Raw genomic sequence first — 12,485 nt, 5'->3', positions numbered from 1 at the left:
CGCGCCTGGGTTCACGCCGGCGCGCCATCGAGCACGAAGGCGACGCTGCGCGCGGGCACCGTCCTCGGCGGATCGGCGAAGGCGACCGCCGCGTCGGTGCGGTTGAACAGCACGCTGACCCCGTTCAGCCGCATCGCGACCGCGCCCGCATCGGGCACGTTCCAGTCCGCGTCCTCGAAATGCCCGCCATCGGGACGCAGCCACGCGACATCGGGGCCGGTGAGCATCGCCGGATCGGACAGATGCGGGCTGCGCGCGCGCAGGGCCGCGAGGCCGGCGGTGAAATCCTCCAGATCGGTGTCGCGGTTCGCCCAGTCGAGCCAGGTGATCGCATTGTCCTGGCAATAGGCGTTGTTGTTGCCACGCTGGGTACGGCCGAACTCGTCGCCGGCGGTGAGCATGATCGTGCCGCGCGTGGCGAACACCGTGGCGAGCAACGCCTTCACGTCGCGGCGCCGCGCGTCGCGGATCGCGGGATCGTCGCTCGGCCCCTCGACGCCGTTGTTCCACGAGAAATTGGGATCGTGGCCGTCGCGATTGCCTTCGCCATTCGCCTCGTTGTGCTTGACCGCGTATGCGACGAGATCGCCGAGCGCGAAGCCGTCGTGCGAGGCGACCGCGCTGACCGATCGCGTCGCGGCGCCGGTGAACACGTCGGACGATCCGGCGACGCGCGTGACGAAATCGCCGAGCCGGTGCGCGTCGCCGCGCCAGAAGCGGCGCACGTCGTCACGGTAGCGATCGTTCCATTCGAGCCAGTTGGCGGGGAAATTGCCGAGCTGATAGCCGCCGGGGCCGAGATCCCACGGTTCGGCGATCATCACCCGATCGGCGAGCACCGGATCGGCGGCGATCGCGGCGAACAGGGGCGCCTGCGGATCGAAGCCGCCCGCCCCGCGCCCGAGCACCGGCGCGAGATCGAAGCGGAAGCCGTCGACGCCGGCGTTGATGACGAAATGGCGCAGCGTATCGAGGATCAGCCGCCGCATCGGCGCGCCTTCACACGCGAGCGTGTTGCCACAGCCGGTATCGTTGACGAGCATGCCGTCAGCCATGCGGAAATAGGCCGCGCCGTCGATGCCGCGCAGCGACAGCGTGCCGCCCATCGCGTCGCTCTCGCCGCTGTGGTTGAACACCATGTCGAGGATCACGCCGATGCCGGCGGCGTGCAGCCGCTCCACCGCATCCTGCAACTCGCCGATGCCGCCCGGCGCGATGCGCGGGTCGAGCGCCATGAAGGGCACGCTGTTGTAGCCCCAGCCGTTGCGCAGCCACAGCGGCGGCAGGTGGCGCTCGTCGATCCACGCCGCGATCGGCATCAGTTCGATGGCGGCGACGCCGATCTTCTTGAGGTGCGCGATCACCGCCGGATGGCCGAGCGCGGCGATGGTGCCGCGCTGCGCCTCGGGCACGTCGGGGTGGAGCATCGTGAACGGACGCACCGCGACTTCGTAGATCAATCCGCCCGGCGCGAAGCGCGGCGGCTCGGGGAAGCCCGGCTCGGGCAGCGCGGTGACGATCGCCTTGGGAACGAGCGCGGCGGTATCATAGCCGCGCTGGCCGAGCCTTGGGTCTTGCACGAACGGGCGGTCGACCGCGAGCGCATACGGATCGACCAGCAGCTTGGCGGGATCGTACCAGAGCCCGGCGGACGGCTCGTAGCGCCCGGTCATGCGATAGCCGTAACGCGCGCCCGGCTCGACCGTCTCGACGAAGACATGGTGCCAGCCGCCCTGCCCGGCCTCGAGCCGCTGCCGCCCGATCTCGGCGTCGTCCGCGCCGAACAGCACGACATCGACCGTCTCGGCATGGTCCGACCAGATCGTGAAATGGGTGCCATCCTCCTGCGGATAGGCACCGGGCGGGAACGGCGGCTCCATCAGGTGACGACGTCGGGCTGGCTGCGGCCGGTGTGGCGCGTGATGCCGGCGACCGCCTCGGCCGCCGCGATCAGCGGCGCGAGCGCCTGCGGCGTGTCCTGCGCGAGATCGCCGTCGGCGGGTTCGTAGCGCTCGATATAGACGCGCAGCGTCGCGCCCGAGGTGCCGGTGCCCGACAGGCGGAACACCACGCGCGAGCCGCCTTCGAAGCCGATGCGGATGCCCTGTTTCGCGCTGACCGAGCCGTCGACCGGATCGGTATAGGCGAAATCGTCGGCGCTCGCGATCTTCAGCCCCGCCGCCTCGGTGCCGGGCAGCGCCGCGAGTTGGCCGCGCAGCTCGGCCATCAGCGCGTCGGCGGCGGCGGTGTCGATGCCTTCGTAATCGTGGCGGGCATAGTAATTGCGGCCGTAGGTCGCCCAATGCTGCCGGGCGATCGCGGCGACGCTTTCGCGGCGCGCGGCGAGGATGTTGAGCCACAGCAGCACCGCCCACAGCCCGTCCTTCTCGCGGACGTGATCCGATCCGGTGCCGGCGCTTTCCTCGCCGCAGATCGTGGCCATGCCGGCATCGAGCAAATTGCCGAAGAACTTCCAGCCGGTCGGCGTCTCGTAGAGCGGGATGCCGAGCTTTTCCGCGACGCGGTCGGCGGCACCACTGGTCGGCATCGAGCGGGCGATGCCCTTGAGACCGGCGGCATAGCCCGGCGCGAGATGCGCGTTGGCGGCGAGCATCGCCAGCGAATCCGAGGGCGTGATGAAGATGTGCTTGCCGATGATGAGGTTGCGGTCGCCATCGCCGTCCGAGGCGGCGCCGAAATCGGGCGCATCGGGGGCCATCAGCCGATCGTACAGATCGTGCGCGTGGACGAGGTTGGGATCGGGATGGTGCCCGCCGAAATCGGGCAGCGGCACGCCGTTGAAGATCGCATCCTCGCCCGCGCCGAGCCGGCGGCCGATGATCTCCAGCGCATAGGGGCCGGTGACCGCGCTCATCGCATCGAACACGACGCGGAAACCCGAGCCGATCAGATCACGGATCGCGCCGAAATCGAACAGGGTCTCCATCAGCGCGGCGTAATCGGCGACCGAATCGATCACCTGCACCGACATGCCTTCGATGAAGCTCTCTCCGATCGTGTCGATGTCGACATCGGGCGCGGTGACGGTCTTGTAGGCGTCGATCACCTTGGTGCGCGCGTAGATCGCGTCGGTGACGCCCTCGGGCGCGGGGCCGCCGTTGGCGATATTGTACTTGATCCCGAAATCTTCGTCCGGGCCGCCGGGATTGTGGCTCGCCGAGAGGATGATGCCGCCGAACGCCTCGTATTTGCGGATGACGTTGCTCGCCGCCGGGGTCGAGAGGATGCCGCCCTGCCCGACCAGCACGCGGCCGAAGCCGTTCGCCGCCGCCATGCGCAGCACGACCTGGATCACCTCGCGGTTGTGAAACCGGCCGTCGCCGCCGAGCACCAGGGTCTGTCCTTCGAAGCCTTCGAGGCTGTCGAAGATCGCCTGGACGAAGTTCTCGATATAGTTGGGCTGCTGGAAGTGGCGAACCTTCTTGCGCAGCCCGGACGTACCGGGCTTCTGGTCCTGATAGGGCGTCGTCGGCACGGTCTCGATCATGCTGGCGTCCGTTCTTGGAGGAGCGAATGGTACAAAGCCGCATAGCGCGCCGCGCTCTGCCGCCAAGAGAAATCGGCGCGCATGCCGGCGCGTTGCATCGTCGCCCATGTCTCGCGCTGGCGATAGAGCGCGATCGTGCGGTGGATGCCCGAGTGGAGCGCCTCGCGCGTGCCGGGATCATGCACCACCCCGGTCGCCACGCCGGCGGCGAGCGCGGCCTGATTCGCGTCGATCACGGTATCGCCGAGGCCGCCGGTATGCGCGACCACCGGGATGCAGCCGTAGCGCAGCGCATAGAGCTGGGTGAGGCCGCAGGGTTCGAAGCGCGAGGGGATGAGGATCGCGTCGGCGCCCGCCTGGACGAGATGCGACAGGCTCTCGTCGAAGCCGGTGAGCACGCCGACCCGCCCGCGGTGGCGCGCGGCGGCATCGAGCATCGCCGCCTCGATCCCCCGGTCGCCCGAACCGAGCACCGCGAGGCGCCCCCCCATCGCGACGAGGCCGTCGATCTCGTCGGCGAGGATATCCATGCCCTTCTGCCACGTCAGCCGGCTCACCACCGCGAACAACGGCCCGTCCGAGGGCGCGATGCCGAAGCGCTTCTCGACCGCGCGGCGGTTGCGGCGGCGTTCGGCGAGGCCGCGCGGGCCATAGTGGACAGGCACGTGCGGATCGGTCGTCGAATCCCATTCGGCGGTGTCGATGCCGTTGAGGATGCCGTGCAGCCGCCCGCGCCGCGCGGCGAGCAGCCCGTCTAGCCCCATGCCGTGGGTCGGCGTCAGGATCTCGTCGGCATAAGCGGGGCTGACCGTGGTGATCGCGTCGGCATAATAGAGGCCGGCCTTGAGGTAGCCGACGCCGCCGTAATATTCGACGCCTTCGGTCGCGAAGGCGCCGCCGGGCAGGCCAAGCGCCGGGAAGATGCCGGCATCGAACCGGCCCTGGAAGGCGAGGTTGTGGATCGTCGTCACCGTCGGCAGATCGGCGCGGCGGCCGTGGCGCACATAAGCGTGCGTCAGCGCCGCCTGCCAATCATGCGCGTGGACGATATCGGGCGCATAGCCCTTGATCGCGCCGCCCGCGATATCCGCCGCGACCGAGGACAGCGCCGCGAAGCGCCGCCAATTGTCGGGCCATTCGCGGCCCGTGGTGTCGCCGTAGATGCCGCCGTCGCGCTGGAAATGCAGCGGCGCATCGAGCACGAGCAGCGCCGCCTCGCCGAGCTTCGCGCGCAGCACGCGCGCCGGGCCGCCGAAAAGATCGGGATAGCGCGCCACCGTGCGCGTGCCGGCGAGCGCCGCGAGCACGGCGGGATAGCCCGGCAGGATCGTGGTGACGCGCACGCCATAGGGCGCGAGCGCCGCCGGCAGCGCGCCGACCACATCGGCGAGGCCGCCGGTCTTGACCAGCGGGTGCATTTCGGAAGCGACGGCGAGAACGTCCAGCATGCCGTCAGTCGCCCAGCCGGTCGATCATCGGCTGGGTGATGAGCACCACGCCCTGTTCGGTACGGCGGAAACGCTCGGCATCCGCGACCGGATCTTCGCCGACGATCAGCCCGCCGGGGATCTTGACGTGCGAATCGACCACGACCTTGGTCAATCGCGCGCCGCGCCCGATCTCGCAATAGGGCATCACCACCGCTTCGGTGATCGACGAATAGCTGTGCGCGCGAACCCCGGTGAAGATCAGGCTCTTGTGGAGCGCCGACCCCGAGATGATGCACCCGCCCGCGACCAGCGACGAGATCGCGCTGCCGCGCCGCCCCTCGTAATCAAGGACGAATTTGGCGGGCGGGTTGATCTCCGAATAGGTCCACAGCGGCCAGGCGCGATCGTAGATGTCGAGTTCCGGGATGACATCGGTGAGGTCGATATTCGCCTCCCAATAGGCGTCGATCGTGCCGACATCGCGCCAATACGCCTTTTGCTCGAGCTTCGAACGCACGCAGCTCGCCGCGAAACGGTGCGCGACGGCTTTGCCGTGTTCGACGACGTACGGGATGATATCGCCGCCGAAATCATGCTTCGACGCCGGATTGGCGGCGTCGCGCCGGAGCAGATCGGCGAGGAAGCTCGTGCGGAAGACGTAAATGCCCATCGATGCGAGCGCGAGCTCCGGCTGCGCGGGGATGCCGGGCGGATCGGCGGGCTTTTCGACGAAGGCGATGATGCGGTCGGCCTCGTCGACGTGCATCACGCCGAACGCGGTCGCGTCCATGCGCGGCACCTCGAGACAGCCGACCGTCACGTCCGCGCCCGAATCGACGTGCTGTTGCAACATCAATTCATAGTCCATCTTATAGACGTGATCGCCCGCGAGGATGACCATGAATTCGGGCGCGTAATTCTCGATCACGTCGAGATTCTGGTACACCGCGTCGGCGGTGCCCGAATACCAGCCATATTCCTCCTGCCGCTGGCTGGCGGGGAGGATGTCGAAACTCTCGTTGCGCTCGGGCCGGAAGAAGTTCCAGCCGCGCTGGAGATGGCGGATCAGCGAATGCGCCTTGTACTGGGTCGCCACGCCGATCCGGCGGATGCCCGAGTTGAGCGCGTTGGACAGCGCGAAATCGATGATCCGTGCCTTGCCGCCGAAATAGACGGCGGGCTTGGCGCGCACATCGGTCAATTCCCACAGCCGGCTGCCGCGGCCGCCGGCCAGCACATAGGCCATCGCATCGCGGGCTAGCGGTGCGCCTCTCCGTTCGACCATGACTGCATCTCTCCCGTTAAATGGTATGTTCGAACATGAGCGTGGCGAGCGGCGGGACGGTGATGACCGCCGCGCCGTCCTCGGCCGCCTCGATCCCGCCGAGATTGCCCGCGCCGGTGCCGCCGTAGCCTTGCGCATCGGTGTTGAGGATCTCGCGCCACCGCCCGCCCGCGGGCAGCGTCAGCCGGTAGCCGGTGAGCACCTGCGGGGTGAAGTTGGTGACGACGACGACCGGTGCTTCGCCGGGCGCGCGGCGCACCCAGGCGAACACTGAATTGGCGCGATCGTCGGCGACGACCCACGCGAACCCCTCGCCTTCGCAATCGCGCGCGTGGAGCGCGGGCGTGTCGCGATAGACGCGGTTGAGATCGCGCACGAGGCAGCGCACGCCGTCGTGCGCGGGGGCCTGGAGCAAGTCCCAGTCGAGCTGGCGGCTCTCGCTCCATTCGCGGCGCTGGGCGAATTCCTGCCCCATGAACAGCAGCTTCTTGCCGGGATAGCCCCACATGAAACCGTAATAGGCGCGCAGCGTCGCGAACTGCTGCCAGTCGTCGCCCGCCATCTTGGTGAGCAAGGTGCCCTTGCCGTGGACGACCTCGTCATGGCTCAGCGGCAGCACGAAATTCTCGGAAAAGGCATAGACGAGTCCGAACAGGATCTCGTCATGATGCCACTGCCGGTACAGCGGATCGCGCGCCAGATAGGCGAGCGTATCGTGCATGAAGCCCATGTTCCATTTGAAGCCGAAGCCGAGCCCGCCTTCGTGGGCCGGCTTGCTGACGCCGGGCCAGGAGGTCGATTCCTCGGCGATCGTCATCATGCCGGGGTGCGCGCCGTACACCGCGATGTTCATGCGCTGGAGGAATTGAACCGCCGCCCAATTCTCGCGCCCGCCCTGTTCGTTGGGCACCCATTCGCCGGGTTGCCGCGAATAATCGAGGTACAGCATCGAGGCGACCGCATCGACGCGCAGGCCGTCGAGGTGGAACTTCTCGGTCCAATAGAGCGCGCTGTTGACGAGGAACGCCGACACTTCGCGCCGCCCGAAATTGTAGATCGCGGTGTTCCAGTCGGGGTGGAAGCCCTGACGCGGATCGGCATGTTCGTAGAGCGCGGTGCCGTCGAAATGTTCGAGCCCGAACGCGTCGGTCGGAAAATGGGCGGGCACCCAATCGAGGATCACGCCGATGCCGGCGCGGTGGCAGCCATCGACGAAGCGCGCGAACCCCTCGCCATCGCCGAAGCGCGAGGTCGGCGCGAACATGCCGGTGGTCTGGTAGCCCCAGCTCGGATCATAGGGATGTTCGGTGATCGGCATCAGCTCGATATGGGTGAAGCCCATCTCGACGACATAGGGGATGAGCTGTCCGCCCAGTTCGTCCCAGGTGAGGAAATTGCCGTGCCAGTCGCGCCGCCACGATCCGGCGTGAACCTCGTAGATCGAGATCGGCTGACGGCGCGCATCGGCCTTCGCCCAGAAGGCGCGGTGCTCGGCATCGCCCCATGCGTGCGCGAGCGGCGCGGTGGTGACCGAGGCGGTCGCCGGGCGAAGCTCGGCGTGGAAGGCGAATGGATCGGCCTTGAGCGGCAGCGGCGTGCCATCGGCGGCGAGAATCTCGAACTTGTACGGCTCGCCGGTGCCGATGCCGGGCACGAAAATCTCCCAGATGCCGGTGTCGCGGCGGTGGCGCATGACGTGCCGCCGCCCGTCCCAATGGTTGAATGCGCCGACCACCGACACGCGCCGCGCGTTGGGCGCCCACACCGCGAAATGGATGCCGTCGCTGCCCTCGTGGTGGAGCGGATGCGCGCCGAGCTTGTCGAACAGCCGCAGATGCGTGCCCTCGGCGATATAATAATCGTCCATCGGGCCGAGCACGGGGCCGTAGGCGTAGGGATCGTCGACCCACCAGTCACCGCCGGCGTTGCGCGCGTGGTAGCGCAGCGGCTGCGGCGCCTTGAGCGCGACCTTGCCCGCGAACAGCCCGTCCGGGCCGGCGGACGCGAGCGCGCCGAGCGCGGTGCCGTCGGGCGTGAACGCCTCGACGCTTTCCGCACCCGGGATGTAGCAGCGTGCGACGATGGCCTTGCCGTCGCGGTGCACGCCCAGCACCGCGAACGGATCACCATGCGTACCCGCGACGATCGCTTCCGCTTCGCCGGGTTTCACCGCGCACTCCTTCTCACAAAGATCGGGCTATGGAAGAACGCCCCAGATTTCGCTCGCATATTGTCGGATGGTCCTGTCGGAGGAGAACCAGCCAACGCGCGCGGTGTTCCGAATGGTTTTCGAATACCATGCGGCTTCATCGCCCCAGAGCGTGTCGATCGCGCGCTGCGTGGCGTGATAGGCATCGAAATCGGCCGCGACCATGAACCAGTCGCGATCATAGATGCCGCCGATCAGATCGCGGTAGCGGTCGCGGTCGTCGGGCGAGAACACGCCAGAGGCGATCGCCGACAGCGCTTGGCTCAATTCGCGCGAGGCTTCGATCGTCTCGCGCGGATCATATCCGCCGGCGCGTTTGGCGGCGACCTCCTCGGCGGTGAGGCCGAAGATCATGATGTTCTCGTCGCCGACATGATCCTTGATCTCGATGTTGGCGCCATCGAGCGTGCCGATCGTCAACGCGCCGTTGAGCGCGAACTTCATGTTGCCGGTGCCCGAGGCTTCCATGCCCGCGGTCGAAATCTGTTCGGAGAGATCGGCGGCGGGCATCATCACTTCGGCGAGGCTGACGTTGTAATTGGGCACGAACACGACCTTGAGCAGCCCCTGCACCGCCGGATCGTGGTTGATGACGCGCGCGACGTCGTTCGCCAGCTTGATGATGAGCTTGGCATTGGCATAGCTCGGCGCGGCCTTGCCGCCGAACAGTTTCACGCGCGGCTGCCAGTCCTTCTCCGGATGCGAGCGGATCTGGTCGTAGAGCGCGACCGCCTCGATGATGTTGAGGAGCTGGCGCTTGTATTCGTGGATGCGCTTGATCTGGATGTCGAACAGCGCGTTGGGGTCGATCTTCAACCCCATCCGCTCGCGCAGCAGGTTGGAGAGCGCGGCCTTCTTGGCGATCTTGACCGCCTTGAACTTCGCCTGGAACGCCGTGTCGTCGGCGACGGCGTCGAGCGCGGCGAGCTGCTCGGTATCGTCGAGGAAGGCGTCGCCGATCGTCTCGCGCAGCAGCCCGGTCAGTTCGGGATTGCATTGCTGGAGCCAGCGGCGCGGGGTGACGCCGTTGGTCTTGTTGTTGATCCGCTCCGGGAACATGCGGTGCAGATCGGCGAAGACGGTCTGCTTCATCAGCTCGGTATGGAGCGCGGCGACGCCGTTGACGCTGTGCGACCCGGCGAAGGCGAGGTTGGCCATGCGCACGCGCCGCTCGCCGGTTTCGTCGATCAGCGAGATCGCGGCGATGGCGCGGCCGTCCATGCCCTTTTCGCGCCGCGCCTCGCCCAGCAGCCGGGCGTTGATCGCATAGACGAGCTGCATGTGGCGCGGCAGCAGGCGCTCGAACAGCGGCACCGGCCATGTCTCCAGCGCCTCGGGGAGCAGCGTGTGGTTGGTGTAGCCGAAGGTCGGCTGGGTCACCGCCCATGCCTCGTCGAACGACAGATCGTGCTCGTCGATCAGCAGGCGCATCATCTCGGCGATCGAGACCGCCGGGTGCGTGTCGTTGAGCTGGATCGCGGCCTTTTCCGGCAGCGTGCGGATATCGCCGAAATATTGGATGTGGCGGCGGATGATGTCCTGCAACGACGCCGAGGAGAAGAAATATTCCTGCCGCAGCCGCAGTTCCTGCCCGGCGGGGTTCGAATCGGCCGGGTAGAGCACGCGCGCGAGACTGTCCGCCTTGTTGCTCTCGGCGAGCGCGCCGAGATGATCGCCGGCGTTGAACCGGTCGAGCAGGATCGGATCGATCGGCGTCGCGGTCCACAGCCGCAGCGTGTTGACGCGCTCGGCACGCCAGCCGACCACCGGCGTGTCATAAGCGGTCGCGATCAGCCGCTCGCCGGGTTTCCACACGCGCGCGTCGCCATCTTCGACGCCGGGTTCCACGGTGCCGCCGAAGCCGATCTCGTAGCTCGATTCGCGGCGTTCGAACTCCCACGGATTGCCGTGGGCCAGCCAGGTCTCGGGCAGCTCGATCTGCCAGCCGTCGTGGATCTCCTGCCGGAACATGCCGTTCACGTAGCGGATGCCGTATCCGTAGGCGGGCACGTCGACCGTCGCCATCGATTCCATAAAGCATGCCGCGAGCCGGCCGAGGCCGCCGTTGCCGAGCGCGGCGTCGGGCTCCAGCTCGCGGATCAGATCGAGCTGGACACCCAGCGACGCCAGCGCCTGCCGCATCTCCTCCATCAGCCCCAGGTTCGAGACCGCGTCGCGCATCAGCCGGCCGATCAGGAACTCGAGGCTGAGATAATAGACGCGCTTGCCGCCCTGTTCGTACGTCTCCTGCGTCGAGGCGATCCAGCGGTCGATGATGCGGTCGCGGATCACGTTGATGACGGCGGCGAGCCAGTCGTGCGGCTTGGCGGCGACCGCGTTCTTGCCGATGCGATAGGTGAGCCGTTCGACGATCTCGGCGGCGAGCACCTCCGGATCGGTGGCGCGCGGCGCCGGCTTGGGAAGCGTGGACACGGCCTTGATCATCGAAAACCCCCGAGGACAACCCGAAATGAGCCTATCGCGGCGGATGCGCTTTGTAGAGAGCCAATTCGCGCGGCTGCGTAACGATTTCGCTCACGCGGGCGATGGCGACCGCGACGCCGCCGCCGTTTAGCCTTTGTTTGTCAATTTCTGCGACACGGCCCGGGCATGTCGGAATTGCTTACACATGCCACCGGGGCGACGCGACGATGATCAGGCTGTTCAAGCACTACATCCCCAACGCCGTGCTGCTGCTCGGGCTGCTCGACATCGCGCTGCTCGTGATCGCGGGCGAGGCCGGGTATGTGCTGCGCATCCATCAGCTCGGCAGCATCGTCGATCCGATCCAGCATCGCGTCCCGCAGCTCGCGACCTTCGCCCTGTGCGTCGAGGTCGCGATGATGGCCACCGGGGTCTATAGCGCGCAGTCGCTGCAATCACTGCGCTTCGCGCTGGCGCGGCTGGTGGTGGCGGTTTCGCTGGCGGTGATCCTGCTCAGCGTGGTGTTCTTCCTCGTGCCCGGCGCGACCTTCTGGCGATCCAACCTGCTCTATTCGATGGGCATCAGCGTGCTGCTGCTGATGGCGATGCGGATGCTGCTCGGCAAGGCGCTGGGCGGACAGATCTTCAAGCGGCGGATCGTCGTGCTCGGCGCGGGCGCGCGCGCGGCGCGGCTCAAGGCGCTGGCGGCGGCACCGGGCGCCGGCTTCGTCGTGGTCGGCTATGTCGCGATGAGCGAGGCCGCGCCGCGCGCCATTCCCGAGGCGATCGCGCGCGAGGCGATCTACAACCTGGCCGATCATGTCGTGCTGCTGAACGCGAGCGAGGTGGTGCTGGCGCTGGAGGAACGGCGCAACGCGCTCCCGCTCAAGGATCTGCTGCGCATCAAGACGACCGGCGTCCACGTCAACGAGATTTCGACCTTCCTCGAACGCGAGACCGGGCGGGTCGATCTGCAGAGCGTCAACCCGAGCTGGCTGATCTTCTCCGACGGCTTCTCGTCGGGCCGGATGTTCTCGAGCATGTTCAAGCGGTTGTTCGACATCTGCGCGAGCGCGACGTTGCTCGCGTTGATGGCGCCGGTGATCCTGCTCACCGCGATCGCGGTCAAGCTGGAGAGCCGGGGGCCGGCCTTCTACCGGCAACGCCGGGTCGGGCTGTTCGGAGTCGGGTTCGATTGCATCAAGCTGCGGTCGATGCGGCAGGATGCCGAACTCGCCGGGCAGGCGGTATGGGCGGAGAAGGACGATCCGCGCATCACCCGCGTCGGCCGCTTCATCCGCAAATGCCGGATCGACGAACTGCCGCAGACCTGGAGCGTGCTGAAGGGCGAGATGAGCTTCGTCGGCCCGCGCCCGGAACGGCCGCAGTTCGTCGAGGATCTCGAACAGCAACTGCCCTATTATGCCGAGCGGCACATGGTGAAGCCCGGCATCACCGGCTGGGCGCAGATCAACTATCCCTATGGTGCCTCGATCGAGGATTCGCGCCACAAGCTCGAATACGACCTGTATTACGCGAAGAACTATTCGCCCTTCCTCGATCTGCTCATCATCCTTCAGACGATCCGCGTCGTGCTTTTCCCCGAAGGCGCGCGGTAGGCCGATGTCG

7 protein-coding genes are annotated in these 12,485 nt (G+C 67.3%); 1 reads left to right on the top strand and 6 read right to left on the bottom strand.

The window, feature by feature from the left end; genetic code table 11:
• Positions 1-11: 11 nt before the first annotated feature.
• The 6 genes from glgX to PX554_RS16620 are packed head-to-tail and all read right to left on the bottom strand — an operon-like array spanning position 12 to position 10,877.
• Positions 12-1,880, bottom strand: coding sequence for a glycogen debranching protein GlgX (glgX, locus tag PX554_RS16645; RefSeq protein WP_275503619.1), 1,869 nt, complete (start codon positions 1,878-1,880; stop codon positions 12-14).
• The gene (locus tag PX554_RS16640) at positions 1,880-3,508 is read right to left on the bottom strand and encodes an alpha-D-glucose phosphate-specific phosphoglucomutase (RefSeq protein ID WP_275503616.1); all 1,629 of its coding nucleotides are present in this window, start codon (positions 3,506-3,508) and stop codon (positions 1,880-1,882) included. Before PX554_RS16640 ends, glgX begins: the two co-directional genes overlap by 1 nt.
• Positions 3,505-4,956 (bottom strand): glycogen synthase GlgA, encoded by a 1,452-nt coding sequence (glgA, locus tag PX554_RS16635; RefSeq protein WP_275503614.1) that lies wholly within the window; start codon positions 4,954-4,956, stop codon positions 3,505-3,507. The genes PX554_RS16640 and glgA overlap by 4 nt, the downstream gene beginning before the upstream one ends.
• A gap of 4 nt (positions 4,957-4,960) precedes the next feature.
• On the bottom strand, positions 4,961-6,223 hold the full coding sequence (gene glgC, locus PX554_RS16630; RefSeq protein ID WP_275503613.1) for a glucose-1-phosphate adenylyltransferase: 1,263 nt from the start codon (positions 6,221-6,223) through the stop codon (positions 4,961-4,963).
• Positions 6,224-6,239: 16 nt separating this feature from the next.
• The gene (gene glgB, locus PX554_RS16625) at positions 6,240-8,393 is read right to left on the bottom strand and encodes a 1,4-alpha-glucan branching protein GlgB (RefSeq protein WP_275503612.1); all 2,154 of its coding nucleotides are present in this window, start codon (positions 8,391-8,393) and stop codon (positions 6,240-6,242) included.
• A gap of 27 nt (positions 8,394-8,420) precedes the next feature.
• On the bottom strand, positions 8,421-10,877 hold the full coding sequence (locus PX554_RS16620) for a glycogen/starch/alpha-glucan phosphorylase (RefSeq protein WP_275503610.1): 2,457 nt from the start codon (positions 10,875-10,877) through the stop codon (positions 8,421-8,423).
• A 206-nt stretch (positions 10,878-11,083) separates the two neighbouring features.
• Between PX554_RS16620 and PX554_RS16615 the strand changes: the two genes are divergently transcribed.
• Positions 11,084-12,475 (top strand): TIGR03013 family XrtA/PEP-CTERM system glycosyltransferase, encoded by a 1,392-nt coding sequence (locus tag PX554_RS16615; protein WP_093224458.1) that lies wholly within the window; start codon positions 11,084-11,086, stop codon positions 12,473-12,475.
• The last annotated feature ends 10 nt before the right edge of the window (positions 12,476-12,485 follow it).

This window comes from Sphingomonas pollutisoli (genome assembly GCF_029167165.1).
Taxonomy (GTDB): Bacteria; Pseudomonadota; Alphaproteobacteria; order Sphingomonadales; family Sphingomonadaceae; genus Sphingomonas; species Sphingomonas pollutisoli.
This window is presented reverse-complemented; position numbering and strand designations above follow the sequence as displayed.

Excerpts from the sequence above, each read along its gene's own strand:
- glgX (WP_275503619.1), bottom strand. The coding sequence starts at position 1,880 with ATGGAGCCGCCGTTCCCGCCCGGTGCCTATCCGCAGGAGGATGGCACC.
- PX554_RS16640 (WP_275503616.1), bottom strand. The coding sequence starts at position 3,508 with ATGATCGAGACCGTGCCGACGACGCCCTATCAGGACCAGAAGCCCGGT.
- glgA (WP_275503614.1), bottom strand. The coding sequence starts at position 4,956 with ATGCTGGACGTTCTCGCCGTCGCTTCCGAAATGCACCCGCTGGTCAAG.
- glgC (WP_275503613.1), bottom strand. The coding sequence starts at position 6,223 with ATGGTCGAACGGAGAGGCGCACCGCTAGCCCGCGATGCGATGGCCTAT.
- PX554_RS16620 (WP_275503610.1), bottom strand. The coding sequence starts at position 10,877 with ATGATCAAGGCCGTGTCCACGCTTCCCAAGCCGGCGCCGCGCGCCACC.
- PX554_RS16615 (WP_093224458.1), top strand. The coding sequence starts at position 11,084 with ATGATCAGGCTGTTCAAGCACTACATCCCCAACGCCGTGCTGCTGCTC.